The organism is Luteimonas sp. A534 (assembly GCF_054072805.1).
Genome location: NZ_JBSVRR010000001.1, coordinates 400,328 through 426,663, shown reverse-complemented (window position 1 = coordinate 426,663; position 26,336 = coordinate 400,328). Strand labels below are relative to the sequence as shown.

The 26,336-nt window shown below is 69.8% G+C and carries 23 protein-coding genes and 2 pseudogenes; 7 read left to right on the top strand and 18 right to left on the bottom strand.

Features of this window, described 5'->3' with window-relative positions; translation table 11 throughout:
* Nucleotides 1–46: 46 nt before the first annotated feature.
* Nucleotides 47–379 (bottom strand): MGMT family protein, encoded by a 333-nt coding sequence (locus ACW5F0_RS01965; protein WP_456964353.1) that lies wholly within the window; start codon nucleotides 377–379, stop codon nucleotides 47–49.
* Between the two features lie 41 nt (nucleotides 380–420).
* Here ACW5F0_RS01965 and ACW5F0_RS01960 point away from each other — a divergent pair, with 41 nt between their 5' ends.
* Nucleotides 421–831 carry a hypothetical protein gene (locus ACW5F0_RS01960; protein ID WP_456964352.1) on the top strand — a complete coding sequence of 137 codons (411 nt, stop codon included), beginning with the start codon at nucleotides 421–423 and terminating at the stop codon, nucleotides 829–831.
* A gap of 5 nt (nucleotides 832–836) precedes the next feature.
* Here ACW5F0_RS01960 and ACW5F0_RS01955 read toward each other — a convergent pair whose 3' ends face one another.
* Both ACW5F0_RS01955 and ACW5F0_RS01950 read right to left on the bottom strand, forming a co-directional pair.
* Nucleotides 837–1,964 (bottom strand): anion permease, encoded by a 1,128-nt coding sequence (locus ACW5F0_RS01955; RefSeq protein ID WP_456964351.1) that lies wholly within the window; start codon nucleotides 1,962–1,964, stop codon nucleotides 837–839.
* A 10-nt stretch (nucleotides 1,965–1,974) separates the two neighbouring features.
* Nucleotides 1,975–2,601, bottom strand: a complete 627-nt coding sequence (locus ACW5F0_RS01950) for a DUF47 domain-containing protein (RefSeq protein ID WP_456964350.1) — start codon at nucleotides 2,599–2,601, stop codon at nucleotides 1,975–1,977.
* A gap of 271 nt (nucleotides 2,602–2,872) precedes the next feature.
* Between ACW5F0_RS01950 and ACW5F0_RS01945 the strand changes: the two genes are divergently transcribed.
* The 4 genes from ACW5F0_RS01945 (at nucleotide 2,873) to ACW5F0_RS01930 (ending at nucleotide 6,654) form a co-directional block, all read left to right on the top strand.
* Nucleotides 2,873–4,183 (top strand): hemolysin family protein, encoded by a 1,311-nt coding sequence (locus tag ACW5F0_RS01945; protein ID WP_456964349.1) that lies wholly within the window; start codon nucleotides 2,873–2,875, stop codon nucleotides 4,181–4,183.
* Nucleotides 4,176–4,808 (top strand): exopolysaccharide biosynthesis protein, encoded by a 633-nt coding sequence (locus ACW5F0_RS01940; protein ID WP_456964348.1) that lies wholly within the window; start codon nucleotides 4,176–4,178, stop codon nucleotides 4,806–4,808. The genes ACW5F0_RS01945 and ACW5F0_RS01940 overlap by 8 nt, the downstream gene beginning before the upstream one ends.
* A 105-nt stretch (nucleotides 4,809–4,913) precedes the next feature.
* Complete coding sequence (locus ACW5F0_RS01935) at nucleotides 4,914–6,131, top strand: hypothetical protein (protein ID WP_456964347.1); 1,218 nt, start codon at nucleotides 4,914–4,916, stop codon at nucleotides 6,129–6,131.
* Between the two features lies 1 nt (nucleotide 6,132).
* Entirely contained in the window at nucleotides 6,133–6,654 is a 522-nt protein-coding gene (locus tag ACW5F0_RS01930) for a hypothetical protein (RefSeq protein ID WP_456964346.1), read from the top strand.
* A gap of 12 nt (nucleotides 6,655–6,666) precedes the next feature.
* On the opposite strand, the pseudogene ACW5F0_RS01925 reads toward ACW5F0_RS01930, so the two are convergent.
* The 4 genes and pseudogenes from ACW5F0_RS01925 to ACW5F0_RS01910 all read right to left on the bottom strand — a co-directional run.
* Nucleotides 6,667–7,407, bottom strand: a pseudogene (locus ACW5F0_RS01925) (putative bifunctional diguanylate cyclase/phosphodiesterase); the annotation flags it as partial.
* Nucleotides 7,408–7,482: 75 nt separating this feature from the next.
* A pseudogene (locus ACW5F0_RS01920) lies at nucleotides 7,483–8,196 on the bottom strand (diguanylate cyclase domain-containing protein); the annotation flags it as partial.
* 596 nt (nucleotides 8,197–8,792) lie between these two features.
* The gene (locus ACW5F0_RS01915; RefSeq protein WP_456964345.1) at nucleotides 8,793–9,710 is read right to left on the bottom strand and encodes a phosphate/phosphite/phosphonate ABC transporter substrate-binding protein; all 918 of its coding nucleotides are present in this window, start codon (nucleotides 9,708–9,710) and stop codon (nucleotides 8,793–8,795) included.
* A 71-nt stretch (nucleotides 9,711–9,781) separates the two neighbouring features.
* A complete protein-coding gene (locus ACW5F0_RS01910; RefSeq protein WP_456964344.1) occupies nucleotides 9,782–10,558 on the bottom strand; it encodes an RNA methyltransferase in 777 nt (258 codons plus the stop codon).
* A gap of 84 nt (nucleotides 10,559–10,642) precedes the next feature.
* Here ACW5F0_RS01910 and ACW5F0_RS01905 point away from each other — a divergent pair, with 84 nt between their 5' ends.
* Nucleotides 10,643–11,467: an inositol monophosphatase family protein gene (locus ACW5F0_RS01905; protein WP_456964343.1), complete on the top strand. Its 825-nt coding sequence runs from the start codon at nucleotides 10,643–10,645 to the stop codon at nucleotides 11,465–11,467.
* A gap of 209 nt (nucleotides 11,468–11,676) precedes the next feature.
* Here the strand turns inward: ACW5F0_RS01905 and secF are convergent, their stop codons facing one another.
* The 9 genes from secF to ACW5F0_RS01860 form a co-directional block, all read right to left on the bottom strand.
* Nucleotides 11,677–12,642 carry a protein translocase subunit SecF gene (gene secF / locus ACW5F0_RS01900; protein ID WP_456964342.1) on the bottom strand — a complete coding sequence of 322 codons (966 nt, stop codon included), beginning with the start codon at nucleotides 12,640–12,642 and terminating at the stop codon, nucleotides 11,677–11,679.
* Between the two features lie 16 nt (nucleotides 12,643–12,658).
* Nucleotides 12,659–14,524: a protein translocase subunit SecD gene (gene secD / locus ACW5F0_RS01895; RefSeq protein ID WP_456964341.1), complete on the bottom strand. Its 1,866-nt coding sequence runs from the start codon at nucleotides 14,522–14,524 to the stop codon at nucleotides 12,659–12,661.
* Between the two features lie 106 nt (nucleotides 14,525–14,630).
* A complete protein-coding gene (gene yajC / locus ACW5F0_RS01890; protein WP_456964340.1) occupies nucleotides 14,631–14,969 on the bottom strand; it encodes a preprotein translocase subunit YajC in 339 nt (112 codons plus the stop codon).
* A 180-nt stretch (nucleotides 14,970–15,149) separates the two neighbouring features.
* The gene (tgt, locus tag ACW5F0_RS01885; RefSeq protein ID WP_456964339.1) at nucleotides 15,150–16,274 is read right to left on the bottom strand and encodes a tRNA guanosine(34) transglycosylase Tgt; all 1,125 of its coding nucleotides are present in this window, start codon (nucleotides 16,272–16,274) and stop codon (nucleotides 15,150–15,152) included.
* A 267-nt stretch (nucleotides 16,275–16,541) separates the two neighbouring features.
* The gene (locus ACW5F0_RS01880; protein ID WP_456964338.1) at nucleotides 16,542–17,549 is read right to left on the bottom strand and encodes an ABC transporter ATP-binding protein; all 1,008 of its coding nucleotides are present in this window, start codon (nucleotides 17,547–17,549) and stop codon (nucleotides 16,542–16,544) included.
* Nucleotides 17,546–19,258: an ABC transporter permease gene (locus ACW5F0_RS01875; protein WP_456998921.1), complete on the bottom strand. Its 1,713-nt coding sequence runs from the start codon at nucleotides 19,256–19,258 to the stop codon at nucleotides 17,546–17,548. Before ACW5F0_RS01875 ends, ACW5F0_RS01880 begins: the two co-directional genes overlap by 4 nt.
* A 24-nt stretch (nucleotides 19,259–19,282) precedes the next feature.
* A complete protein-coding gene (locus tag ACW5F0_RS01870) occupies nucleotides 19,283–20,377 on the bottom strand; it encodes a Fe(3+) ABC transporter substrate-binding protein (protein WP_456998920.1) in 1,095 nt (364 codons plus the stop codon).
* A gap of 71 nt (nucleotides 20,378–20,448) precedes the next feature.
* Complete coding sequence (gene queA / locus ACW5F0_RS01865) at nucleotides 20,449–21,480, bottom strand: tRNA preQ1(34) S-adenosylmethionine ribosyltransferase-isomerase QueA (RefSeq protein WP_456964335.1); 1,032 nt, start codon at nucleotides 21,478–21,480, stop codon at nucleotides 20,449–20,451.
* Between the two features lie 8 nt (nucleotides 21,481–21,488).
* The gene (locus ACW5F0_RS01860) at nucleotides 21,489–21,920 is read right to left on the bottom strand and encodes an Lrp/AsnC family transcriptional regulator (RefSeq protein ID WP_456964334.1); all 432 of its coding nucleotides are present in this window, start codon (nucleotides 21,918–21,920) and stop codon (nucleotides 21,489–21,491) included.
* Nucleotides 21,921–22,030: 110 nt separating this feature from the next.
* On the opposite strand from ACW5F0_RS01860, the gene ACW5F0_RS01855 reads away from it, so the two are divergent.
* The gene (locus ACW5F0_RS01855; RefSeq protein ID WP_456964333.1) at nucleotides 22,031–23,524 is read left to right on the top strand and encodes an aminotransferase class III-fold pyridoxal phosphate-dependent enzyme; all 1,494 of its coding nucleotides are present in this window, start codon (nucleotides 22,031–22,033) and stop codon (nucleotides 23,522–23,524) included.
* 165 nt (nucleotides 23,525–23,689) lie between these two features.
* On the opposite strand, the gene ACW5F0_RS01850 is transcribed toward ACW5F0_RS01855, so the two are convergent.
* Both ACW5F0_RS01850 and ACW5F0_RS01845 read right to left on the bottom strand, forming a co-directional pair.
* Entirely contained in the window at nucleotides 23,690–25,171 is a 1,482-nt protein-coding gene (locus tag ACW5F0_RS01850; protein WP_456998919.1) for a metallophosphoesterase, read from the bottom strand.
* Entirely contained in the window at nucleotides 25,159–26,325 is a 1,167-nt protein-coding gene (locus ACW5F0_RS01845; RefSeq protein WP_456998918.1) for a phytase, read from the bottom strand. Before ACW5F0_RS01845 ends, ACW5F0_RS01850 begins: the two co-directional genes overlap by 13 nt.
* Nucleotides 26,326–26,336 lie beyond the last annotated feature (11 nt).

Here is a 26,336-nt window from a genome sequence, read left to right as displayed (position 1 = left end):
CAGCGCCAATGATAGCGTTTACATCGCCATCGGCTGCACGCCGCCGTCACCCAGGTCCCCAGACCTCGGCATCGAGCGAGCGCACGACCGCGACCATGCGGACGCGGCCGTCGACCACCTCAACGCCGTCGGCGCGCAGCCGCCGTGCCTGTTCTTCGCAGGCTGCAGAGCCGGCCGGGAACGCGATCCGCCCGTCGCTGCGGAGCACGCGGTGCCAGGGCAGCCCCGGGTCGTCGCTGCCGGCCAGCAGCCGCGCCACCCAGCGCGCGCGTCCCGGCAGCCCCGCCCGGCGCGCGACTTCCCCATAGCCCGCAACTTCGCCGCGCGGAATCGCGCGCACGGCGTCGAGGATGCGGGCTGCCGGGTCGGTATGCGCCATTGCGCTAGGATAACCACCCCGTCCACTCCAGCGGGTATGCCATGCAGAACTTCGAACAGGTCCGCCGCCACGTCGCGACCAACGGCTTCAAGACGATCGTCAACGAAGCCTTCGTGATCGGCGTCGAGCTCAGCCTCGACGGCGGGCGTCGCCACCAGTCGATCTTCCTCTCCGAACTCCAGGACGACGACCACCGCTGCTACCTCCGCGTGAGCACCGCGGTGGCGCCGATCACAGGCATCGATGCGCGCCGCGCGCTGGCCTACAACTGGGACAGCCGCGTGGGCTACCTCGCCATCGGCGAACTCGACCAGGTGCCGTATCTGCAGCTGTGCGAGAACCGCCCCTACGACAGCCTGGACCCGGCCGAACTCGGCCGCCTGGTGCTGGAGATCGGCGGCATGGGCGATCGCCTGGAACGCATGCTCAACGCCGAGGGCGACCTGCTGTAGGAGCTTCAGAGCAGGCCGAGCCAGCCCAGCAGCCGGTACAGGGCGTAGGCGATCCCGCCCGACATCGGGATCGTCAGGATCCAGGCGCCGATCATCTTTTCGACCACCGTCCACTTGATGGCGTTGAGCCGCTTGGCCGTGCCCACGCCCATGATCGCCGACGAGATGTTGTGCGTGGTGGACACCGGGATGCCCAGCGACGACGCCGCGAGGATCACCGTAGCCGCGCTGGTCTCCGCGGCAAAGCCGTGGATCGGATGCAGCTTCACCAGCTTGTGGCCCAGGGTCTTGATGATCCGCCAGCCGCCCGCGGCGGTGCCCGCCGCCATCACCAGCGCGCAGGTGATCTTGATCCACAGGTCGATGTCACCGTCGGCCAGCGCGCCTTCCGAAGGATGCAGGAAGGCCAGCCAGCCGGGCAGCGCGTCCAGCGTGCCCACCGACTGCGCGCTCACCAGTGCCAGGGCGATGATGCCCATCGTCTTCTGCGCATCGTTCATGCCGTGGGCGAAGCCCATGCCGGCGGCGCTGACGATCTGCGCCTTGCCGAAGAAGCCGTTGACCCAGCGCGGCCGCGCGATGCGCGCCAGCCAGCCGCCGGCGCGCGCCATCATCGAGATCACGAAGAACAGCACGCCCATCATCAGGAAGCCGGCGACGAAGCCCAGCACGGGCGACGACACCATCGGCACGATCACCTTCCACAGCACGCCGGCGCTGTTGTAGACCGGCTCGGCCGGCTCGGACCAGATGATCGAATCCCAGTTGTTGGAGGTCGCGGCGAGTGCGGCGCCGATCAACCCGCCGATCAGCGCGTGCGAGGACGACGACGGCAGCCCGAACCACCAGGTGATCAGGTTCCAGGTGATGCCGCCCATCAGTGCGCACAGCAGCAGCTGCGAACCGACCTCGACCACGCCAGCATCGATCAGGCCGGACGCGATCGTCTTCGCCACCGCCGTGCCGGCCAGCGCGCCGATCAGGTTCATGCTTGCCGCGAGGCCCACCGCCTGCATCGGCGTCAGCACCTTGGTCGCGACCACGGTGGCGATGGAGTTCGCCGTGTCGTGGAACCCGTTGATGTACTCGAAGGTCAGCGCGACCAGGATGACCGCCAGCACCAGGGTGAGCATGGACCTGGCCTCAGCTGTTCTTGAGCACGATTTCGTAGGCCACCACGCCCGCCTCGCGGCAGCGGTCGATGGCCTTCTCGAGGATCTCGAAGAATTCCTTGAGCAGGAACATCTCGCGGGCGTCGAGCCGGCCCGAATAGATGTCGCGGTAGAGTTCGAGCATCAGCCGGTCGGCTTCGTTTTCCACCGCGCGCAGCTCGTCGTTGAGCGCCTTCATGGGCTCGAGCTTCAGCTGGCGCAGCTGCTTGACCATCTTCAGCACCACGCCGGCGGCCTGCTCCAGCATCGCCGCACGCGGCGCGAAGTCGATGTGCTCCAGGTGCGCCGTTGCCAGCGAATAGCGGTCGGCGAACTTCTCGATCTGCTTGGGGATCTTGTACAGCGCCGAACCCAGGGCCTCGATGTCCTCGCGCTCGATCGGGGTGATGAAGCTGTCGACCAGGGCCTGGCTGATCTTGTTGGAGGCTTCGCGCTCGCGCAGGCGCGCGAGCTTGAAGGCGTCCAGCGCCGGCTGGCGATCGGCTTCGCGCAGCATCTGGTGGAGTGCGACGGCGGCATCCAGGGCGGCCTGGGCGGAATCTTCCAACAGGGTGTAGAACTGCTTGCCCTGACCGAACATGGTTTGCAACGAGAACATCGGGAGGCCCCGCCGTCGTGGAGTGGACGGCCCAAGATGGGGAATTATGACGGCTTAATGACCGTTGTCGCCATCCGCGGACCTCCGGCCCGGCCCCGGTAGGGGGACATCGCAATCGTCCAGGACGGAAAGACGACCTGATATGATCGCTTGCCGCGCCCGACGCGCTGCCATATCCCATGGACGACGACTCTAGACCGCCCCCCCGCCAGCGCGGGGACCAGCCCGAATCCGATCCCCTGCTCCCGGCCATGGCGGGGAGGTCCCGGCCATGATCGAACTGATCCTGATCATTGCCGCGCTGATCGCGTGCAACGCCTTCTTCGCGCTCTCCGAGATGTCGGTGGTGACCTCGCGCAAGCCCCGCCTGAAGCAGATGGCGGTGGACCAGCGCAGCGCCGCCAAGGCACTCGAGCTGGCGGAGCATCCCGAGCGCTTCCTCTCCACCGTGCAGGTGGGCATCACGCTGATCGGCATCCTCGCCGGCATGTTCGGCGGCGACGCCCTGGGCGCCATCATCGAAGCCTGGCTGGCTGCGCAGCTGCCGGTGCTCGGCGGCCATGCCGGTGCCGTCGGCAAGACGCTGGCGGTCGGGCTGATCACGTACTTCACCATCGTCTTCGGCGAACTGCTCCCCAAGCGCCTGGCGCTGCTCGCGCCCGAGCGGCTGGCGAGCGTGGTGGCGCTGCCGATGCACTGGCTGTCGAGGATCGCCACGCCGGCGGTGTGGGTGCTCAGCGCCTCGGTGCGCGGCATGCTGCGCCTGCTGCGGCTCAACGACACCCAGGCCGCGCACGTCACCGAAGAAGAGATCCGCCTGCTGGTCAGCGAGAGCCACGAGCAGGGCGTGATCGACGCCGACGAACGCAACATGATGAACCGGGTGCTCGCGCTGGGCGACCGCGACGCGGAGAGCCTGATGACGCCGCGCACACGCATCGCATGGCTGGATGCGGCGGAGAGCTTCGAGGAAAACCTGGCGACCATGCGCGAAACCCCGTTCTCGCGCTACCCGGTGTACCGCGGCAACGATGACGAGGTCGTCGGCATCCTCGAGGTCAAGTCGCTGATCGAACGCTTCCAGGCGGGCGAGTTCGACCTGTTCGAGCACCTGCGCGAACCGCTGTTCGTATCCGAGTCGACGCCCGCTTTGAAGCTTCTGGAGATCGTGCGCGAGGAGCAGCAGTCGCTGGCCCTGGTGGTCGACGAGTACGGCGGCGTCACTGGCCTGATCAGCGTCAACGACGTGCTCGAGGCGGTCATCGGCCGCACCTCAAGCGGCGAAGGCGCCGACGCCCACCCGCTGGTGGTCATGCGCGACGACGGCTCGCTGCTGGTCGACGGCGTGCTCGATGCCGACTCGCTGCGCGAGCTGCTCGACGGCAAGCCCCTGCCTGACGGCGACGATCGCGACTACAACACGGCCGCAGGCATGACCATCGCCCACTTCGGCCGCATCCCGAGCGTTGGCGAACACTTCGAATGGGCCGGCTGGCGCATCGAAGTGGTCGACCTCGACGGTCCGCGCATCGACAAGCTGCTGCTGCAGCGGGTGGGCGGCAACCCGCCGGGCGATGGCTGAAGACACCCACGGCCCGCCCGCGCAGGCCAGCGTGCGGGCCGTGCTCGCCGCGCTGGCCGCGGGACCCGCCGATGACGTCGTCACCCTGCGCTCGGTGATGGAGGGGCTGGGCGGCAGCCTGTTCGGCATGCTGCTGTTCATCGCCACCCTGCCCGCCTTCCTGCCGATCCCCGGCGTGGCGGGCGCGCTCAGCGGCCCGCTGGTAAGCGTGATCGGCCTGCAACTCCTGGTGTGCATGCGCCGCCCGTGGCTGCCGCGCATGGTCGCCGACCGAGGACCCCGTCGCGGCACCCTTGCGCGCTTCGAGCACCGGATTGCGCCGTGGCTGAAGCGCCTGGAACGGGTGGTGCGGCCGCGCCTGCCGCGGATGATCTACCACCCCGCCGCGACCATGGTCACCGGCCTGCTCCTGGTGCTGCTCGGCATCCTGCTTGCGCTGCCGATCCCGTTCACCAACTACGTGTTCGGCCTGCTGCTGCTCGCCTACGCACTGGCCCTGGTGGAGCGCGACGGTGCGCTGATGCTGGTGGCCTGGGGTGCAGGCCTGGCCGCGATCACGGTCTTCGGGATCACCGGCGGCACCCTGGCCGCACTGGCCGCGGAATGGATGGACCGCCTGTTCTGAGCCTCGTCCGGGCTTTACAGGCACAGCCGCCACGGTGACACTCGCGACGGGGCGGCCCGGCGCAGGATGCCGGACCGCGGGGACGCTTCACCGGGGGACACATCCATGAATCTTCGCCTGATCATCGGGATCGGCCTGCTGTGCATTTCCATGCCGGCCCTGGCCGCGAAACAGCCGTTGCCCCTGCCGCTTGCCGGCGAACTCGGGGTCGAACTGGTGCAGGAGCAGCAGGAGCTGGCGGTCGACGTGCCCGACAGTTCCGGCGCGGCCATGCAGTTCGGGCTCCTCGGCGCCCTGATCGGCTCCGCGATCGAGAGCACTCAGGTCAAGAACGCGGAGCGCCGCGTGGCCGAGCTGCGCAACCTCCTGGTCGACTATCCCTTCCAGGCGCGGATGGAAGCGGCGCTGCGCGAACGGCTGCCGTCCGAAGGGATTTCGCCGTCGCCGGTGTTCGAACTGCGCGCGACGCCGTGGCTGGCGGCGGATGCGACGGGCACGCTTTCCGAGCCCGTGGAGCGCCTGGTGCTGATGCCGCGCTACGCGATGCGCAACGATTTCGAACTGATGTCGGTCGCCCTGACGGCAAGCTTCGCTGTCCGCGAGCCCAGGGCCAACGGCAAGATCAAGGTCCGGACACCGTTCTTCCGGCGCTATGCCTTCCATTTCCCGCTCGACGACATCGGCCTGGACGCCGACGGCGATGCCGGCCGCTGGCTTGAAATGGGCGCCCCGAGACTGGAGGCCATGCTCGACCGCGGCATCGACCACGTGGTCGACATGCTCGTCTACGATCTGTCCGCCGAAGGCCGCGCCGAGGCGGAAGCCAAGGTCAAGCGTGAATCCGCCCGCGCGCGCGGCCTCGAGTTCAACGGCCGCGGCCTGCGCGAAGGCGACGGCTGGGCCTGGGTGCGCAGCGGCAACGGCATTGCACAGAGCCTCTCGGGCTTCGAGCCGATCGGCAACGTGCCATCGGCGACGGAGGCCACCTTGATCGCGGCGCGCTCGCAACCGGCCGAGGCCGTGGACACCGAGGTGCAGGCGGACGTGTCAGCGGTGGGCGCGGTGGCCGAGGATGGGCCTGGCGCCGGGCTCGCGGTAGGCGATGCCGGGTCGGCGGATCCGATCGAGAGCCCGCCCGGTAGCCCTGACGCCTCCAGGATCGTCGACGCCACGGTCGACACCGTGGTGCAGGGCGAAACCGGTGACGACACCGTGCCTGCCGTTGCCGCCACGCACGACGGCCAATCCGCACACGACGACGCCGGCCCCGGCGACAGCGTGCCCACGACCGGGAACGATACGACTGAAGCCAGCGGGAACTGACGTGCGCGCCCTGCGTCGAGCCACGCTGCTGGCCCTACTGCCCCTGGCAGCCTGCGTCGGCCCCACCCGCGACATCCCCGTGGATGCCAGCCGCCTCGTGCCGGCCGCGCGCCACGACCCCGGCTGCTCGTACCGCCTGGCATCGCTGGTCGACGCCCGCCAGGCCGGTGCAGAAGCCGGTGGCCTGCACGGGCAGCGCTTCGCGCTCGAGGATCCGCTGCCGCTGGTTCGCGCATCGCTTGCGCGCGCAGGCATTTCCGCAGGCGATGCGGCCCGGGCCCGCGCCGTGGACGTCGAGCTGCTGCGCCTCTACATCGCGCGCAACCTGGGCAGCAAGGTTCCCGTGGTCGTCTACCGCACGCGTATGGCCGGCGAGTCCATCATCGTGCGCTCCCAGCTTCCGTCGATGAACTGGAACGGCACGGAGGACGAAGCCTATGCCGCGCTCGCGCGTGCCCTCGAGGACGCCAACGCCCGGCTCGCGCAGGCGCTGGGCGAACGCTGCGGTACGCCAGACGCCTGAGGCCAGCTTCCGTCAGCCCAGCAGGCCGCGGAAGTCGTGCACGTTCATGGGATAGCCGAGCCAGTAGCCCTGGGCCAGGTCGCAGCCGCGCTCGCGCAGCACGTCGTACTGCCCTTCCTTCTCCACGCCCTCGGCAACCACGGTGATGCCCAGCGAGTGCGCCATGGCGATGATCGCCGTGGTCAGCGCCAGGTCGTCGGGGTCTCGCAGCACGTCGGCGACGAAGCTGCGATCGATCTTGACCCCGTCCACCGGCACCCGGCGCAGGTGGCTCAGGCCAGAGAAGCCGGTGCCGAAGTCGTCCAGCCAGACCTTGACCCCGGCGTCGCGCAGGCGCGCGAGCAGGCTGCTCACGCGCAGCTCGTCGCCGATCACCGCGGTTTCGGTCAGTTCGATGTGCAGGCCGTCGGCGGGGAGGCCGGTCTGGGCAAGGGTGTGGTCCACCAGCGCGGCCAGGTCGCCGTTGCGCAGCTGCCGCGGCGAGACGTTCACCGAGACGAACAGGCTGCTACCCGGGAAGTCGCGTCGCCACGCCACCGCGTCCGTGCAGGCCGCGCGCAGCACCTGCGGCCCGATGGTTTCGATCAGGCCGCTCTGCTCGGCGACGTCGATGAACACTGACGGCGCGATCATGCCGTGCTCGGGATGGTGCCAGCGCAGCAGCGCTTCGGCGCCGACCAGGCTGCGGTCCTCAAGGCGGTAGACCGGCTGGTAGGCCAGGCTGAGCTCGCCGCGCTCCCAGGCGCCGCGCAGGTCCTGCTCCATGCTCACCCTGCGCTCCACGGCCTGGTCCATCGCCCGGCTGTAGAAACGGTGGCAGTTCTTGCCCGCGACCTTGGCCTGGTACATCGCGATGTCGCCGTTCTTCATCAGCATGGTGGCGCCGGCGGCATCGTCGGGGAACAGGGTGACGCCGATCGAGGTGCCCAGGAACACCTGCCGCCCGCCGACCACGATCGGCCTGCTGAGCTCGGCTACCAGCGTCTGGGCAAGGTGGCTGGCCTGCTCGCGCATGTCGGCCGAGTCGCTGCCGACGGCTTCGACCAGGATCACGAACTCGTCGCCGCCGAAGCGCGCCAGCACCGAGCCCTCGCCCCCCAGGCGGTCGACGGTTTCGCGGATGCGGTTGGCGAACTGCACCAGCACCTCGTCGCCGGCGTCGTGGCCGAGGGTGTCGTTGACGCGCTTGAAATCGTCGATGTCGGCGAACAGCAGCGCAAGCTGCCGGCTGGCGCCATGCAGCTCCATCAGCCTGCGGTCGAGTGATTCGCGGAACGCGAGCCGGTTGGCGAGACCGGTCAGTGCGTCGGTATAGGCCATCCGCCGCATCTCGCGGTCGTGGCGGGCGATGCTCTCGCGCATGCGGCTGAAGGCGCGCATGAGGTCGCCGACTTCGTCTGCGCGCTTGCTCGCCGGGAGCCCGGCCACGAAATTGCCCGACTCGATCTCGCGCGCGGCGTCGGCCAGCTGGCGCACGGGCCGCACCAGGCTGCGCTGCACCAGAACGCCCAGGCCCACCGCCAGCAGCACCAGCCCGGCCATCAGGGTCGCGATCCAGCCAGCGTGGCGCTGGCCGATGACCGCCAGGCGCTGGCCCATGCTGTTGGCGGCGCGCTGCTCGTCCGCCATGACCGAAGCCAGCGAATAGCCGACCCGCAGCCCGCCCAGGCGCGCGTCGCCGATGTACAGCGGCACGGCCACGTCGAGCACCTCGTCGCTGGCCTGGATATGCGGCGCGCGCGCGGTCACGACCTCGAACGCCATCGCGTCGTCCATCACCTGGCCGTAGCTGCGGATGTCGCGCGATCCGTCGTGGATCACGGCGCCGTCGTTGTCGTAGACCACCGCGTAGGCGACATCGGGCTGCTTGAGCATCGCCCGCAGCAGCACGCCGATCTGTTCAAGGTCGAAGTAATAGAGCGGATTGACCAGGCTGGTGGCGAGCTCGACGCCCGCGGCCTCGGAACGCTCGGCGAGGCGGTCGAAGGCCAGCGCATGCATGGACTCCTGCCCCAGCGCCAGCACCTCGTTGCGCATCACCTCCTGCCGGTGCAGCACCACCACCACCACCGCCAGCACCGCCAGCACCGCCGCCACCAGCGCGGCCAGGAAGCGGACATAGAGGCCGTTGCCGGGCTTCATTCGAGCACCGAGGCGACACGCGCCACGCCCGAGCTGAGCGCGTCCAGCGACCTGCGCGTGTCGCCGTCGATCGGCAGGAAGCGCGTCGTGCCGAAGAAGCGCTGCAGCGCCTCGCTGGCGGCGGGATCGTTGGCGGCCCCGGCCAGCACTTCGCGCAGGCGCTCCACGACCGCCGGCGAGAGGTCGCCGCGCACCATCTCCAGCCCCCGCGGGTACTCATCGGTGGCATGGAAGGCGACCAGGTCGCGGCGGTAGCTCTCGGGCATGCGCAGCATGCTTTCCCAGTCGAGGTTGCTGAAGGCGCCGGCGTCGACCAGGCCCTTGTGCACCCACGTGGAAATGTTGAATTCCGAGCGCGCGAACAGGTATCCCACCGAACCCGCGACCGGGCGGTCGAAGGGCGACAGCAGGATCTCCATCGGCAGGTCGAGCGCGATCAGCTCCATCGCCGGCACGAAATACGCACTGGTGGAACTCGGGTTCTGGAACGCGATGCTGCGCCCGCGCAGGTCGGAAAGGCTGTTGATGCCGCTGTCGCGACGGGCGATGAAAACAGTGTGGTAGGCCTCCACGCCGCTGCGCTCGGTCAGCAGCAGCGGACGCGCGTGCGCGCGGGCTTCCAGCGCCATCGCGCCGGCCGAGGTTTCGGTGACCCAGTCGACGCGACCCCGACGCAGGTAGCTCTCCATCTGTTTGGCGTCGCGCGCCATCAGCACGCGGCCCTCGCGGATGCCCACGTCGCGCATCCGAGGGACGACATAGTCCAGCAGCGGCTTGAGCTGGTCGTAGTGCGCTGCCGGGTCGTCGCTGATCCTGCCGAGCACCAGCACGCCAGGTTCACTGGCGGCGACCTGGCCACAGAGGAGCAACGACGCGGCCATCGCGGCCAGCAGCTGGCGGAGGCGGCGGAACATCGGGCTTCGGTCTGGACTCTGGGCGCGGATGACGGCACAGGGTAGCCGAAAACCCCGAGGTGGGCACACGGTCACGCTCCGTCCGTGCCCGGGTTCGCGGCCAGGCGCGCCATGCGCTGGGCGTCGGCGAGCACGCCGCGCAGCAGGCGGACCTCGCGTTCGTCCAGGGCGCTGCGCAGGAAGATCCGGCGCAGTTTGCGCAGCGCCGAATCGGGCGCCCTGCCCTTGTGGAAATCGATGGCGTCCAGGGTGTCGGCAAGCTGGGCGAAGAAGCCCTCGAGGTGGGCGTGGCTGGCCGGCGGTTCGCGATGGCCGTCGCCCCCGCCGGTGGGCAGGCTGGCGCGCTCAAGCAACGCGATCCGCAGCTCATAGGCCAGCACCTGCACGGCGGACGCGAGGTTGAGCGAGCTGTAATCGGGATTGGCCGGGATGTGGATCGCCGCGTGGCACAGCTGCAGCTCGTCGTTGTCCAGCCCGGTGCGCTCGCGGCCGAATACCAGCGCCACCGGCGCCTTCGGACCGGCGGCATCCAGCAGGCGCGCGGCCCCGGCGCGTGGCGCCAGCTCCTCGAGCGCGATGCGCCGGCTGCGCGCCGTGCAGCCCAGCACCAGGGCGCAGTCGGCCACCGCTTCGGCCAGGCTGCCGACGATGGTCGCGGCCTCCATGACATCGTCGGCCCCCGCCGCCATCGCCACCGCGTCGGCGTGCGGGAACCGCTCGGGGGCCACCAGCACCAGGCGCTCAAGGCCCATGGTCTTGATGGCACGGGCGGCCGAGCCGATGTTGCCGGGATGCTGGGTGCCGACGAGGACGATGCGGACTTCGCCCGCTGGGTGCGCAGTGTTCATGGAAGCGAATGGTAAACTGCGCGACGGCCTCGAGCCGACTGCTCTTTCCCCCTGCTGCCTTTCCCCACGTCGGAGCCCCCTGCGATGCAACAACCTGCCGTCAACATCATGGTCAAGGCGGCCCGCGCCGGAGGCAACATCCTGCTTCGGCACATGCACAAGCTCGACGCGCTCAACGTGGTCGAGAAGGACCGCATGGACTACGCCAGCGAAGTCGACCGCCTGGCCGAGGTCACGGTGGTCAAGGAGCTCCGCCGCGCCTATCCGGAATACGCCGTGCTTGGCGAGGAAGGCGGCGAGCAGAAGGGCAGCAAGGGCGCCAGCCGCTACACCTGGGTCATCGATCCGCTGGATGGCACCAGCAACTATCTCCGCGGCTTCCCGCACTGGTGCGTCTCGATCGCGCTGTGCGAGGGTCCCGAGCCGCTGCATGGCGTGATCTTCGATCCGCTGCGCAACGAGCTGTTCACCGCCAGCCGCGGCGGTGGCGCCCAGCTCAACGAGAAGCGCATCCGCGTGGCCGAGCGCAAGGACCTCGCCGGGACCACCATTTCCACCGGCTTCCACCCGCGCGAGCGCGCGCGCATGGCCGCGCAGTTCGACTGCATGCGCCAAGTGCTGTCGGTGGCCGAGGACGTGCGCCGCAGCGGCTCCGCTGCGCTGGACCTGGCCTATGTCGCCGCGGGCCGCAGCGACGGCTACTTCGAGGCCGGCGTGCAGGCCTGGGACATCGCCGCCGGCATGCTGATGGTGCGCGAAGCCGGTGGCAAGGTCACCGACTACCGCGGCGCGCCGATGGGCCCGGTGCACGTGGCGATGAACAGCCGCCAGGTCGTGGCCGGCAACATCCGCGTCGCCGAGGCGCTGCAGAAGACCATCGTCGCGTCCGGCTACGCCGCGGCGTTCTGAAGCCCGGGGCCATCCCGGCACCACGAAAAACCCCGCATCGCTGCGGGGTTTTTTGTCGGAGCGGCTACGGCCGCGACTGCGCTGGCACCTGTGGGAGCGGCTATAGCCGCGATTTCGCTTGCCGGGCTGCGGCATCATCGCGACCACGATCGCGGCTATAGCCGCGCCCACAGCATTCCGGCCACAGTATCGCGGCCACAGCGCGGCGCTCAGGGTCGGCGCGCGAGCTCCGCGTCGTCGCGGGCCTTCGGCAGCAGGTCCTGCTTGGTGACCTTCAGGAAGGCCATGGTCAGGAGCGGACAGGCGACGAAGATCGACGACAGCGTTCCGATCACGATGCCCATCATCATCGCCAGCGACATGCCTTCCAGCGAACCGCCGCCGTACATGAACAGCGCCAGCACGGTCAGGAACGCCACCACGGAGGTGATGATCGTGCGCGACAGGGTCTGGTTGATCGAGGCGTTCAGCACTTCCATCGGCGGCGCACGCATGGCGCGGAAGTTCTCGCGCACGCGGTCGAAGACCACGATGGTGTCGTTGATCGAGAAGCCCATCACCGACAGCAGGCCGGCGAGCACGGTGAGATCGAACTCCTTGCCGCTGATCGCGAACCAGCCGGCCACGATCAGCACGTCGTTGAGCGTGGTCACGATGGCCGCGACCGCGAACTTCCACTCGAAGCGGAAGCCGATGTAGATCAGGAAGCCCACGACCACGAACAGGATCGCGTACAGGCCGTTCCAGGCGAGGTCGCGCCCGACCTGCGGGCCGACGAACGCATTGCCCATGATCGTGGCCTGGTTGCCCTCGAGCGAAGCCGCCTCGCGCACTTCTTCCGCGGTGCGCGTGGTGGCATCGGCGCTGGTCTCGCCGTCGCGCGGCTGCAGGCGCACCAGCAGGTCGCTACCGCTGCCGAAGGTCTGCACCTGGGCGCTGCCGTAGCCGGCATCCTCCAGGCGCTCGCGCACGCCGTCGACGTCGGCGGGGGACTCGAAGCGCAGCTCGACCACGGTGCCGCCGGTGAAGTCGAGCGCGTAGTTGAAGCCCTTGCCGGCGATCGCTGCGATCGAGGCGATCGTCAGGAGCACGAACGCCGCCACCCACACCCAGCGCAGGCGCATGAAGTCGATGTTCGGGGTGGCCGGGATGAGGCGCAGGGGAAAAATGTTCATGTGTCGTGTGCCCGCGTCAGATGGCCAGGGTCTTGAGCTTGCGCTTGCCGCCGTAGACCAGGGTGGCGATGCCGCGCGAGACGGTCACCGCGGTGAATACCGAGGTCAGGATGCCGATCACCATCGTCACCGCGAAGCCCTTGAGGGGGCCGGTGCCGAAGGCGAACAGCGCCACGCCCGCCAGCAGCGCGGTCATGTTGGAGTCGAAGATCGTGCCCGAGGCCTTGTCGTAGCCGTTGGCGATCGCCCCCCGTGCCGGCATGCCGGCCCGGAGCTCCTCGCGTATGCGTTCGTTGATCAGCACGTTGGCGTCCACCGACATGCCGATCGACAGTGCAAGTCCCGCGAAGCCCGGCAGCGACATCGTCGCGTTGAACAGGCTCATGATCGCCACCACCATCAACAGGTTGAGCAGCAGCGCGACGCAGGTGAACAGGCCGAACATCCGGTAATAGACGCCGAAGAAGATCAGCGTGAACACGAATGCGTACAGGACCGCCGTGGTACCGCGCGCGACGTTTTCCGCGCCGAGGCTGGGGCCGACGATGCGCTCCTCGATGAAGTCCATCGGCGCAGCCAGCGAACCCGAACGCAGCAGGCGCGCGAGGCCGTCGGCCTCGGCCTTCTCGAGCCCGGTGGTCTGGAACTGCTTGCCGAACACGCCGTTGATGTTGGCGACCGAGATCACCTCTTCGCTGACGCGGAAGCTGCGCACTTCCTCGCCGGCCGCGTTCGTGCTGACCTGCGGCACGCGCTCGATGTAGACCACGGCCATCGGCTTGCCGACGCTCACCGAGGTGAAATCGAACATGCGCTGGCCGCCGACGTTGTTGAGCGTCACGCTCACCGCCGGCATGCCGTTCTCGTCGAGCGCCGACTGCGCCGTGACCATCTGTTCGCCGGACGCGATCACGCGCTTGGACAGCAGCACCGGGATCGGCCTCCCGTCGATGCCGGTGCGGCGCTCGTAATAGACCCGTGCTTCCGGCGGCACGTTGCCCGAGGCGACGGCATCGTAGGGATCGCCGTCGATCACCGCGCGGTATTCCAGGGTCGCCGTGGCGCCGATCATGCGCTTGGCTTCGGCGGTGTCCTGCACGCCGGGCAGCTGCACGACCACGCGGTCGTTGCCCTGGCGGGTGATCACCGGCTCGCCCACGCCGACTTCGTCGACGCGGTTGCGCAGCGTGGTGATGTTCTGGTCGATGGCGTCGGCCGAGATCTGGTTGAGCTCGGTCTCGGGCACGCGGATGGTGATGCGGTTGCGTACGGCCTGGCGCAGCAGGGTCGGCTGCGCGACGGCCAGCAGCGACATGGCGCGGTCGGCGTCTTCGGCGTCGACGAGCTGGGCCACGGTCGTACCGCCGGCGGTGCGCTCGACCGAGTCGTAGCGGATGCGGTTGTCGCGCAGCACGGCGCGGACTTCGTCGGCGTAGGCATCAAGGCGCTTGTCCAGCGCCGCCTGCTGGTCGACCTGGAGCACGAAGTGCACGCCGCCCTGCAGGTCCAGCCCAAGCAGCATCGGCTTGGCGCCGAACCACGTCAGCCAGTCCGGCACGGTGGAGGCGAGATTGAGCGCCACCACGTATTCGTCGCCCAGTTCCGGGCGCAGGGCGTCCGCGGCGCGGGTCTGGTCTTCGAGGCTGTGCAGCCGGACCATGCGCTCGCCCTCGCCGTCGGTGTCGACCGACTTCGGGGTCACTCCAGCCGCCGCCAGCGCGGCCTCGATGCGGGCATCGAGCTCGACGCCGGTGGCGGCGCCGCGGTTGGAGGTGATCTGTACCGACGGATCCTGGGGATAGATGTTGGGCAGCGCGTACAGCGTCGCCAACAACACCACCATGAGGATCAGGATGTACTTCCAGCGGGGAAATTCGAGCATGGTCAGGTCTTGCGCGAGGTCGTCCCGCGGGCGGGAGAGACGGGTTTTGCAGCAGGCGCCGGCGGCCGGCCGGCGCAGGCGCCGGCGGCAATCCCTCCGGCGGGCGTCAGGCGGACTTCAGCGAGCCCTTGGGCAGCACGTTGCCCACGGCGTTCTTCTGCACGCGGATCTCGACGTTGTCGGCGATCTCGACGGTGACGAAGCTGTCGCCGAGCTTGCGCACCACGCCGGCGATGCCGCTGCTGGTGATCACCTCGTCGCCAACGGCGAGCTTCTCGACCATGGCGCGATGTTCCTTCTGGCGCTTCATCTGCGGCCGGATCATCAGGAAGTACATGATCGCGAACAGCACGACCATCATGATCGGGAACTGCCAGGGGTTGGGCGCTGCGGGTGCGGCGGCCTGGGCATACGCTGGGGCGATCAGGAAGTCGAGCAGGTTCATCAGGTCGGTCCAAGGCGGAAATCAGCTGGATAGTATGCCACGGCAACTCCACGGTGGCCGGGGCCGGACCCCGGACCCCGGATCCCGGCCCGGGACTCCCCCGGGTCCTGTGGGAACAACCATGCGGCGGTGGCGTGGTCGCAGCTATAGCTGCTCCTACAAAGGCAATGGCGTCGGGGCTCAGGGCGTGCGTGCTGCGATGAAAGACCGCCGGAAGGCATCAAAGGTTCCCGCGGCGATCGCGGCGCGCATGTCGGCCATGAGCTTCTGGTAGTACCAGAGGTTGTGCAGGGTGCCGAGGATCGGCCCGAGCATCTCGTTGCAGCGATCCAGGTGGCGCAGGTAGGCGCGGGTGTAGCCGCCGCTGCAGGCCGCGCAGCCGCAGCCCTCCTCGATCGGCCGCAGGTCGCGCTCGTACTTCGCGTTGCGGATGCGGACCGTGCCGGTGGAGGTGAAGTAATGGCCGTTGCGGGCGTTCCGGGTCGGCATCACGCAATCGAACATGTCGACGCCGCGGGCGACGCCGTCGACCAGGTCCTCCGGCCGGCCCACGCCCATCAGGTAGCGCGGCCGGTCGTCGGGAAGCTGCGGGCAGGTGTGCTCGAGCATCGCATTGCGCTCGGCCTCGGTTTCGCCCACCGCCAGGCCGCCGATGGCGTAGCCGTCGAAGCCGATGGCCTTCAACCCGTCCGCCGACAGGCTGCGCAGGTCCTGGTGCACCCCCCCCTGCACGATGCCGAACAGCGCCGCATCATTGCCTTCGTGGGCGCGCTTCGAACGCTCGGCCCAGCGCAGCGAGAGCTGCATCGAGCGCTCGACCACGCGCTTGTCCACGGGCCTGCCGTCCACCTGCACCGGCGGGCACTCGTCGAAGATCATCACGATGTCCGAGCCCAGCACCTTCTGGATGTGCATCGATTCCTCGGGCCCGAGGAACACCTTCGAGCCGTCGATCGGCGCGGAGAAGGTCACGCCCTGCTCGGTGATCTTCCGCCGGTGCGCCAGCGAGAACACCTGGAAGCCGCCCGAGTCGGTCAGGATCGGCCCGTCCCAGCGGGTGAAGCCGTGCAGCCCGCCGTGGGCTTCGATCACTTCGAGTCCCGGCCGCAGGTAGAGGTGGAAGGTGTTGCCGAGGATGATCTCGGCGCCGAGGTCGCGCACCTGGCCGGGCAGCATGCCCTTGACCGTGCCGTAGGTGCCCACGGGCATGAAGGCCGGCGTTTCCACCGTGCCGCGGGGGAACGTCAGCCGCCCGCGGCGGGCGGCGCCGTCGCTGGCGAGCAATTCGAACTTCATGCGGGACATCGTGATCCTGGCATCGAACGGGGCCGCCCATTGTCGCGGAACCGCGCTCCGCCCGCGCGCCTGCGGACCGGACGGGGTCGCGACGGGAAAAGCTTTTGCCACGGATTTGCGCGGATAAACGCGGATAGCGCAGAAGCGATGGAGGGCGGCTTCCTGCGAGCCGGCTGCCGTTCGCGTAGAAACACACCTCAAAGCATCTTCAAGTCTTGCTCCGGCCTGATCCGCGTTTATCCGCGCAAATCCGCGGCAAGAAAGCTCCTGCTCTCCTCAGTCGAACGCCACCATTCCGTCGTCAGCCAGGCGCAGGCGCACGGGAGCGCCCGCGACCAGCCCCTGCACGCCCGCCACATCCTCCAGGTCGACCTCGACCACGGTGCCGCCGGACAGGCGCAGGCTGGCCACGTGCCCCGGCCCGCGGAAGGCCAGCGCAACCAGTTCGGCCCGCACCGCGCCTTCCGGATCGGGCTGCAGCGCGTGCGGACGCAGCAGCACATCGCCGCCGCGGGCCAGTCCCAGCGCGGCCGCCGGCACCAGGGTGCCGCGACCGATGAAGCCAGCCACGAAACGGTCCTGCGGCCGCCGGTACAGCGCCTCGGCACCGTCCCACTGCAGGATGCGGCCGCCATCCATGACGCCGATCTGGTCGGCCATGGCGAAGGCCTCGCCCTGGTCGTGCGTCACCATCAGCACGGTCGCGCCCGAGGCCTTGAGCAGGTCGCGCAGCTCGGCGGCGAGGTGCTGGCGGGTATCGGTGTCGAGGTTGGAGAAGGGTTCGTCGAGCAGCAGCAAGGCCGGGCCGGGCGCAAGCGCGCGGGCCAGGGCGACGCGCTGCTGCTGGCCGCCGGACAGTTCGTGCGGATACGCGCCGCCGCGATCGGCCAGGCCGACGAGTTCCAGCATCTCCTCCACCCGCGCGCGCCGGGCATCGCGCGACAGCGCGCGCAGCCCGAAGGCGACGTTGGTGGCCGCGTCCAGGTGCGGGAACAGCGCGTAGTCCTGGAACATCATGCCCACGCTGCGCTGCTCTGGCGGCAGCATCAGCCCGGGCGCAGCCACGCGGCGGCCCCGCACCTCGATGCTGCCGGCCAGGACCGGTTCGAAGCCGGCCACCGCGCGCAGCACCGTGGTCTTGCCGCAGCCCGAGGCGCCCAGCAGGCAGCCGATGTGCCCTGCGGGGAGCGACAGCGACAGTTCGTCCACCACGACCCGGCTGCCACCGCGCGGTTCCGGATAGCCGACGCGGATGCCCGCGATGTCCAGCAGTGCATCCGTCACGACATCCTCTCCCGTCCATAGCGCACGCCCGCGCGCGCCAGCAACACCACCGGCAGCAGGCCGACGGCGACGATCAGCAGCGCCGCCACGGCGCCCTCTTCATAGGTCCCGCGCGATGCCTCGGCGTACAGCCAGGTCGCCAGGGTCTCGAAATTCAGCGGCCGCAGCAGCAGCGTGGCCGGCAGCTCCTTCATCGCATCCACGAACACCAGCAGCGCGGCCGCCGCCAGCGCGGGGCGCAGCAGCGGCAGGTGCACGCGCCGCAGCGCCTCCCCCGGGGCGTGGCCGAGGCTGGCCGCGGCCTGGTCCAGGCTCGGCGGGATGCGCGCCAGGCCGGCCTCGACGCCGCCCGATGCGATCGCCAGGAAGCGCGCCACGTAGGCCAGCACCAGCGCCGCCGCCGAACCCATCAGCAGCATCCGCGGTTCCATGCCGAAGGCGCCCAGCACCAGGTTGGCGCCGTCGTCGAACCAGGCCAGGGGCAGCAGCAGGCCGATCGCCAGCACCGTGCCCGGCACCGCGTAGCCCAGGCTGCCGCTGCGCATCGCGAAGAGCGCGCCGGCCGACCGCCGCCGCCCCTGCGCCAGTCGCAGCGCCCAGCCCAACACCAGGCCGGCGGCCAGGGTCACCACCGTGGCGGCCAGGGCGATGAGCACGGTGTTGCGGACGCTCGCCAGCAGCTGCGGCGACACCCCATCGTGGCTCAGGCGCGCCACGGCCTCCCAGGCCAGGTAGCCGGCCGGGAGCACGAAGCCGATCACCACCGGCAGCAGCCCCAGCGTCAAAGCCAGTGCCGCCTTGCCGCCACGCAGGCGGTGCGGGCGCATCGGTCGCGGACGGTCGCCGACGGCGTAGCGCTGGCGCCGCCGCGCATGGCGCTCGAGCGCCAGCAGCGCGATCACGATGGCCAGCATCGCCAACGCGATCTGCGCCGCGCCCGGGAGGTCGGCGCGCGTCACCCAAGTGGTGTAGACGGCCACCGTCATCGTCTGCACGCCCAGGAACTCCGAGGCGCCGATATCGTTGAGCACCTCCATCAGCGCGAGCGCGGTACCGATGGCGATTGCGGGCCGCGCCAGCGGCAGGGCCACGCGCCGGAACACCTGCACGGGCGTGGCGCCCAGCGAACGCGCCGCTTCCACCAGGCCCGCCGCCTGGGTCATGAACATCGCGCGCGTGGTCAGGTAGACGTAGGGATAGAGCACGAAGCCCAGCAGCACGATGCAGCCGGCCAGCCCGCGGATGTCGGGCAGGCGGAAGTCACGCGGGCTGTCGTAGCCCAGCACGTCGCGCACCAGGCCCTGCACCGGCCCGAGCGGATGCAGCAGGTCGAGGTAGGCGAAGGCGACGATGTAGGTCGGCACCGCCAGCGGCAACAGCAGCGCCCAGGCCAGGGTGCGTCGGCCCGGGAAATCCCAGGCCGTGACCAGCCAGGCCGCGCCGGTGCCGATCGCGACCACCAGCGCCCCGACGCCGAGGAGCAGCAGCAGGGTGTTGCGCGCCGCGTTGGGCAGCACGTAGCGGGCGACGTGGCTCCACAGCCCTTCCTGCCCGCCCTGCAGGGCGGTCCAGAGCAGCGCGGCCAGCGGCAGCACCACCACGGCCGCGATCGCGACCGCCGCCCACTGCCAGGGACCTTCGGGCAGCAGCCGCCGCAGCCCGCGGCCCGGACCGCCGCGGGCTGCCGGATGCAGCGCAGCCGCAGCCATTCCAGTCGCCGCCACCGTCATGGATCAGTTGTCGAAGCCGACCCTGTCGACCAGCGCGCTGGCTTCGCGGCGGTTCGCGACCACCTCGGTGAGCGGCAGCGGATCCACGGTGAGTTCGCCAAAGCTCGCGACCACCGGATCGAGTTCGACGTCGGCCTTCACCGGATACTCGTAGTTGGCGCGCGCGTACAGGCTCTGCGCTTCGTCCGACACCAGGTACTCCATCAGCGCCACCGCGTTGTCGCGGTTGGGCGCGTGGCGGGCCAGCGCCGCGCCGCTGATGTTGACGTGGGTGCCGCCGCCGTCGACGTTGAAGGTCGGGCGGATCACCTTGATCGCCTCGCCCCACTGGTGCTGCTCGGAGCCGGGCTCGGCGTTCTTCATGCGGCCGACGTAGTAGGCATTGGCGATGCCGATGTCGCAGATGCCGGCAAGGATGTCGCGGGCGACGTCACGGTCGCCGCCGGCAGCCTTGCGTGCGAGGTTGGCCTTGACGCCGCCCAGCCACTGTTCGGTGGCTTCGGTGCCGTGGTGCGCGATCATCGCCGCGAACAGGCTGGTGTTGTAAGGGTGCTGGCCGGAGCGGATGCAGACCTTGCCCTTCCACTCCGGATCGGCGAGGTCCTCGTAGTGGAAGGACTCGAGTTCCAGGTCCTTGTGCGCGTACAGCACGCGGTCGCGCAACGACATCGCGAACCACTGGTCGTCCTCGCCGCGCAGGTGCGCGGGAATCGCCGATTCCAGCACGTCGGACTGCAGCGGCTGGGTGTGGCCGGCCTCGACCAGGTCGAGCATGTTGCCGGTGTCGACCACCATCAGCACGTCGGCCGTGGAGCGCGCGCCTTCGGCGCCCAGGCGCTCGAGCAGGCCGTCCTTCAGCAGCACGGTGTTGACCTCGACGCCCGAGCTTGCGGTGAAGGCGTCGAGCAGCGGCTGGATCAGGCCGGGCTCACGGGTGGTGTAGAGATTGACCTCCCCGGCGGCGGCCGGGGCGGTTTCGGTGCCGGGGGTGGTGCCGGCGGTGCCGGTTTCGGCGCGCTCGCCACCGCAGGCGGCAAGCAGCAGCGCCGCGCAGGCGGCGGCAAGGGCGGCGCGGGGGGCGCGGAAGCGGATGTTCACGTGCAACTCCTGGTCCAGGGGCCAGACCGGCGGCCTGGCGCAAATGAGAATGATACTCGACAACTTCCGTTTCAGTCGTTCCGCGACAGCAACATCGCGTCGCCGTAGGAGAAGAACCGGTAGCGCTCGCGCACCGCGTGCGCATACGCGGCCAACACCCGCTCGCGCCCCGCGAAGGCCGAGACCAGCATCAGCAGGGTCGACTCGGGCAGGTGGAAATTGGTCAGCAGCAGGTCGGCCGAGGTGATCCGGTAGCCCGGCACGATGAAGATCGAGGTTTCGCCGGCGAAGGGATGCAGCTCGCCCTCCACCGTCGCCGACTCCATCGCGCGCAGCACCGTGGTGCCGACTGCCACCACCCGCCCGCCGGCAGCGCGCGTGCGCCGCACCTGGGCGACCAGGGCGGCGCCGACGTTGATCCACTCGCTGTGCATGCGGTGCTCGCGGATGTCGTCCACGCGCATCGGCTGGAAGGTCCCGGCGCCGACGTGCAGGGTCACGTGCGCGGAATCGACGCCCCGCGCGCGCAGGGCATCGAGCAAGGGCTGGTCGAAGTGCAGGCCCGCGGTCGGCGCCGCCACCGCCCCGGACTCCCGCGCGAACAGGGTCTGGTAGCGCTCGGCATCGTCGGCGCCGGGCTCGCGCTGGATATAGGGCGGCAGCGGCATGCGCCCCGCTTTCTCCAGCCAGGGCTGCAGCTCGCCATCGACGTGGAAGCGCAGGCGGTGGAAGCTTTCATCGCGCGAGACCACCTCGGCCACGCCACCGGCATCGAGTTCGATCAGGTTGCCCGGCTTGGGCGTCTTGCTGGCGCCGACCTGGGCGCGGGCCTCGTTGCCCGGCAGCAGGCGCTCGATCAGGATCTCGACGCGGCCACCGCTGCCCTGCTTGTGGCCGAACAGGCGCGCGGGAATCACGCGCGTGTCGTTGAAGACCAGCAGGTCGCCGGCGCGCAGGAAATCCGGCAGCGCGTGCACGTGGTGGTCATGGAGGCCGCCGTCGCCCGGCGGCACCACCAGCATCCGGCTGGCGGAACGCTCGGCCAGCGGCGTCTGCGCGATCAGCTCCTGCGGGAGCTCGAAACGGAAATCGGACTTCTTCACGCGCGGCCTCAGCGTTGGAACTTGGTCGACAGCAGCAGGGTCGAGGTGGTGCGTTCGACGCCATCCAGGGCGCCGATGCGGTCGGTGAGCTCGTCCATGTCGCCGATGGTCTGCACCACCACCATGGCCACCAGGTCCCAGGCGCCGTTGACCGAATGCAGGGCGCGCACCCCGGGCATCTGCCGCAGGGCTTCGACCACCGATGGCGCCTGCTTCGGAAACACCGTGATCATGATCAGCGCGCGCACACGTTCGCGCTCGTGATCGTCGCTGACGCGCACGGTGTACCCGGAGATCACGCCCATCCGCTCCAGGCGTTCGATGCGGCTCTGCACCGTGGTGCGCGACAGCTGCAGGCGGCGCGCGATCGCCGCGGTGGGGGCGCGCGCATCCTCGCGCAGCAGCGACAGCAGGGCTTCGTCGGCGGGGCTCAGCTTCATCCGGCAATTCTATCGTCGATCCGCCGAAAACTGCAGGGTTTCAGCGCAGATCGCACCTACCAAGCGACGAACGCATGCCGATAATAGGGGATCGCACCAGGAGAACCGACATGACCGACCACGTGACCGCCCGCCTCGCCCCGCTCCGCGCCCGCAAGGGCCAGCGCCGCAGCCCCGGCCTCGATGACGCCACGATCGCGCGCTTTGCCGCCACCCATCCCGAGCTGGTCGCCGCCATCGACGCCGCCGCCGACGAGTTCGCGCGCATCGAGTCCGAGATCGCCGAGCTGCTCGACCTCGACGAAGACGCCCAGGTCCAGGCCGTGCAGGCCGGCTACGTCAACTTCTATCCCCAGGACGGCGTGAACCCCTACGTCGCCCTCGCCGCCCGCGGCCCCTGGATGATCACCCTCAAGGGCGCGGTGCTGTACGACACCGGCGGCTACGGCATGCTCGGCTTCGGCCACGCCCCGCAGCCGGTGATCGACGCCATGGCCAGGCCGCAGGCGATGGCCAACATCATGACCCCGAGCCTGTCGCAGCTGCGCCTGGACCGCGCCCTGCGCGCCGAGATCGGCCAGGGCCGCGACTGCCCGTTCGCCGCCTTCATGTGCCTCAACTCCGGCTCCGAGTCGGTGTCGCTGGCCGCACGCATCGCCGACACCAACGCCAAGACCATGACCGACGCCGGCGGCCGCCACGCCGGTCGCACCGTCAAGCGCCTGGTGGTCAAGGGCGCCTTCCACGGCCGCACCGAGGCGCCGGCGCTGTACTCCAACTCCACCCGCAAGGCCTACGAGGGCGCGCTGGCCAGCTACCGCCACGAGGACAGCGTGCTGGTGGTGGCGCCGTACGACATCGATGCGCTGAAGCAGGTCTTCGCCGACGCCGATGCGAAGGGCTGGTTCATCGAGGCGATGTTCCTCGAGCCGGTGATGGGCGAAGGCGACCCCGGCCGCAGCGTGCCGGTCGATTACTACGCCGCCGCGCGCGAACTCACCAAGGCGCACGGTTCGCTGCTGCTGGTCGACTCGATCCAGGCCGGCCTGCGCGCCACCGGCACCCTGTCGATCGTTGACTACCCCGGCTTCGAAGGCCAGGAGGCGCCCGACATGGAGACCTACTCGAAGGCGCTCAACGCCGGCCAGTACCCGCTCTCGGTGCTGGCGATGAACGCGCGCGCCGCCGCCATGTACAAGCGCGGCACCTACGGCAACACGATGACCGCCAACCCGCGCGCGGCCGACGTCGGCACGGCGGTGCTGGGCATGGTGACGCCGGAGGTGCGCGCCAACATCCGCGCGCGCGGCCAGCAGGCGCTCGACAAGCTCGAGACGCTGAAGGCCGAGCTGGGGGGGCTGATCACGAAGGTCCAGGGCACGGGGCTGCTGTTCTCCTGCGAACTCGCGCCGGGCTTCAAGGGTTACGGCGCGGGCTCCACCGAGGAGTGGCTGCGCGAGCAAGGCCTGGGGGTGATCCACGGCGGCGAGAACTCGCTGCGCTTCACTCCGCGCTTCGAAATGGGCGAGGACGAACTGGACCTGGTCGTATCCATGGTCAAGCGCGCCTTGCAGGAAGGCCCGCGGGTCAAGGCAGCAGCCTGAGCCTCATTTGGCTGCAGCGCGGAGGGTGCGTGGGGTACGCAGCCGGCATAAAGAGCACCACGTGCTCAGCCGGCGGAGTACCCCACGCACCCTCCGCCCTCGCGGCCCGAAAGATGATCCGGCGACGTCGCCAGTCGTCTCGGCGTGCGCGACGGGCGCTCTGCCCTACTCCCAGCAGCGGTCGATGCGGCCCTTGAGCGTTGCCGTGCGCCCGCAGTCGCGGGGGGCGATCCGGTCTTCCGGATGTTCCACGATCCTCCGCCCACCCCGGCTCTCTCCCACCAGCGAGAAGGCGTCGTACAGACGGCCGGTCACGGTGCGCGCTTCGTAGCTCAAGGTGTCGCCGTCGATGCGCACCACCTGGAAGAGCTGGGTGTCTTCGGCTACCGGCGCCATGGTGTCGCGTGCTTCCCGGGACAGCAGGTACTGCTTGGCGCCGGCCACCGAGACGACGTACTGGGGCGTGGCTGCTCCGGCGTCGCCGGCGCGGCGGCCGTAGGTGTGGTCGTGGCCCTGGAGGACCAGGTCGACGGCGTGGCGTTCGAGCACGGGCATCAGGTGCTCGCGCAGCAGGGCGTTGTCGCGCCCTTCGCGGGGGGAGTACATGGGCTGGTGGATGGCGACGATGCTCCAGGCACGCGGGTTGTCGCGCAGGACGCCGTCCAGCCATTGCGCCTGGGCGGCGGCGGTGCCGAGGTCCAGGGCCGAGGTGCCGTCGAGCACGACGAAGCGGGCGTCGTGCATGTCGAACCAATAGGTAGTGGCGGCGGTGCCGGGCGCGCCGTTGTCGGGCAGCGCGAACATGTGGGGCCAGTGCAGGCCAAGTACGCGACGCTCCTGGGGGGTGTCCTCGAACTCTTCGAAGTACTCATGGTTGCCGGTCACCGGGGCGACCAGCATGGTCGCGGCGATGGGCGCGGTGATGTCGGTCCATTCGCCCCATTCGTTGTCGTCTTCGCCGTCGCCACCGCTGACCAGGTCGCCGGCGAACAGGGCGAGGCGCGCGCGCGGGGCGTGGCGCAGGGCTTCGAGGAGGACGCGGCTGCCGTGGCTGGCGTTCTTGTTCTGGGTGTCGCCGAAGTACAGGAACTCGAGCGCGGTGCCGGGTGCGGCGGCGGTGCGCAGCTGTCGCCACGGGCTCCACCAGCCGGTGCCGCCCTGCACGCGGAAGGCGTAGAGCGTGTCGGGTTCCAGGCCGTCAACGTCTACCTGGTGCTGGCTGCCGGTGCCGTTTTCGGTGGCGAAGACGATGCTGCGCACGGGCAGGCTGCGCGGCTGACCCACGGCCGGCGAATCACCCGCCACCACGAGTTCCAGCCGCGGTGCCTCGATGCCATCGGCGGTTCGCCAGGAAACCTGGAAGCCGCGGGCCGGATCTGCCGCGGGCGAGGCGATGATGCGGTCCGGGCGCGCCGCAGATGCGTAGTGGAGATTGCCTGCCGGGACCAGCGTGTTGGGCTCCAGCACGATGATGCCGGGGCCAAACGTTTCATCGGCGAAGGCAGTGCCGGCCAGCAGCAGGGCGGGCAGCACCGCAGTCAACAGTCTCGCGCCGCAAGGCCTTGCCCAGGGCCTGGACTTGCTGACGGCTGCAGTCGTGCCGTGGAGTGGCGCCATCGACCCGCCGACGCGGGTCAGCGCGCGCATGCAGGCAGCTCCAGCGCCGACGCGATCTCGCGCCAGTCGATGGCCACCGCGCCCTGGTCGTCGTGCACCGCGTACAGCACGCCGTCGGGGAAGCCGCTGGCGGGCGCGTCGTGCAGCCAGATGCCGTCAGTGTTTGCGACCGTGGGACCGGCCACCGCGCCGACGTGCTCCAGCGAGCCGCGCTCGAACAGGTGGAAGGCCGTGCGGCCCTTGCCCTGCTCGGTGGTGATCCACCAGCCGCTGCCATCGGCGCAGGTCTTGAGCACGATGCCCTCGGCCTGCGCCTGCAGGAACTCCGCGCCGATGGTGCGCCCGCTGTAGGTGCCGGCGAGGTCGTAGACCTTGAACTCGTTGGCATAGGTTTCGTCTTCCTCGGCGATCAGCAACTGGTCGTTGTCCGGATCGCCCCAGAGCGATTCGACTACGCGCAGCGCCCCGTCGGGCGTGGTGTCGCCGAACGCGCCGACATGGCGGGCCGCGAAGCCGCTGCCCTGCGGCGCGAAGGCGAAACGGTGCACGCGGCGGTCGAGCTGTTCCAGCGGCGGCAGGATGTCTTCGCCCTCGGCGTCTTCCCCCACCATGTAGGCGTCGGTCACGTAGATCTCGTAGCCGCCGTCGACCTCGTTCACCCACAGGCCGTAGGGTAGCTTCAGCACGTCGGCACCGAACTCGGCGACGGTCTGCATGCCCGGCAGGCGCAGCACCTGCACGCGGCGGTTGTCGCGCTCGACCACGAAGGCGAGATCGTCGGCGACGGCGATGCCGTTGGGCCGGTCGAACTGCCCCGCACCCGCGCCGCGCTCGCCGACATGGCGCACGAACGCACCCGTGGCACCGTCGTACACCACCAGGCGATGGGTGGACTTGGCGGTGGCGAGCAGCAGCACCTGGCCGTCGGGCGCGGTCCAACTGGCGACCGAGTCGATGTTGTCGTCCGGGGTCATCTGGGTGGCGAAGGCCTCGGGAACGGTCACGGCCTCCGCGGCCTCTGCACGTACCGCCTCGCGGGCGCGGTCTGCGCGGTCCTCGGCGTCTTCAACCGTCGCGTTGCCGGCATCAGGTGCCGGGCCCCCGCCGCAGGCGGCGAGCGCCAGTGCCAGTCCGCTGGTGGCAAGCGCGCGCCAGGCTGCGCGCGGGATGGTCCGGTTCTTCATCATGTGCATCC

Bases quoted from the DNA above. Each gene is read 5' to 3' on its own strand.
- ACW5F0_RS01905 (WP_456964343.1), top strand. From the start codon at position 10,643: ATGCAACAACCTGCCGTCAACATCATGGTCAAGGCGGCCCGCGCCGGA.
- ACW5F0_RS01935 (WP_456964347.1), top strand. From the start codon at position 4,914: ATGAATCTTCGCCTGATCATCGGGATCGGCCTGCTGTGCATTTCCATG.
- secD (WP_456964341.1), bottom strand. From the start codon at position 14,524: ATGCTCGAATTTCCCCGCTGGAAGTACATCCTGATCCTCATGGTGGTG.
- ACW5F0_RS01845 (WP_456998918.1), bottom strand. From the start codon at position 26,325: ATGAAGAACCGGACCATCCCGCGCGCAGCCTGGCGCGCGCTTGCCACC.
- ACW5F0_RS01915 (WP_456964345.1), bottom strand. From the start codon at position 9,710: ATGTTCCGCCGCCTCCGCCAGCTGCTGGCCGCGATGGCCGCGTCGTTG.
- ACW5F0_RS01850 (WP_456998919.1), bottom strand. From the start codon at position 25,171: ATGCGCGCGCTGACCCGCGTCGGCGGGTCGATGGCGCCACTCCACGGC.
- ACW5F0_RS01945 (WP_456964349.1), top strand. From the start codon at position 2,873: ATGATCGAACTGATCCTGATCATTGCCGCGCTGATCGCGTGCAACGCC.
- ACW5F0_RS01940 (WP_456964348.1), top strand. From the start codon at position 4,176: ATGGCTGAAGACACCCACGGCCCGCCCGCGCAGGCCAGCGTGCGGGCC.
- ACW5F0_RS01955 (WP_456964351.1), bottom strand. From the start codon at position 1,964: ATGCTCACCCTGGTGCTGGCGGTCATCCTGGTCGCGCTGACCTTCGAG.
- ACW5F0_RS01860 (WP_456964334.1), bottom strand. From the start codon at position 21,920: ATGAAGCTGAGCCCCGCCGACGAAGCCCTGCTGTCGCTGCTGCGCGAG.
- ACW5F0_RS01965 (WP_456964353.1), bottom strand. From the start codon at position 379: ATGGCGCATACCGACCCGGCAGCCCGCATCCTCGACGCCGTGCGCGCG.
- secF (WP_456964342.1), bottom strand. From the start codon at position 12,642: ATGAACATTTTTCCCCTGCGCCTCATCCCGGCCACCCCGAACATCGAC.
- ACW5F0_RS01855 (WP_456964333.1), top strand. From the start codon at position 22,031: ATGACCGACCACGTGACCGCCCGCCTCGCCCCGCTCCGCGCCCGCAAG.
- tgt (WP_456964339.1), bottom strand. From the start codon at position 16,274: ATGTCCCGCATGAAGTTCGAATTGCTCGCCAGCGACGGCGCCGCCCGC.
- ACW5F0_RS01960 (WP_456964352.1), top strand. From the start codon at position 421: ATGCAGAACTTCGAACAGGTCCGCCGCCACGTCGCGACCAACGGCTTC.
- yajC (WP_456964340.1), bottom strand. From the start codon at position 14,969: ATGAACCTGCTCGACTTCCTGATCGCCCCAGCGTATGCCCAGGCCGCC.
- ACW5F0_RS01910 (WP_456964344.1), bottom strand. From the start codon at position 10,558: ATGAACACTGCGCACCCAGCGGGCGAAGTCCGCATCGTCCTCGTCGGC.
- ACW5F0_RS01950 (WP_456964350.1), bottom strand. From the start codon at position 2,601: ATGTTCTCGTTGCAAACCATGTTCGGTCAGGGCAAGCAGTTCTACACC.
- ACW5F0_RS01875 (WP_456998921.1), bottom strand. From the start codon at position 19,258: ATGGCTGCGGCTGCGCTGCATCCGGCAGCCCGCGGCGGTCCGGGCCGC.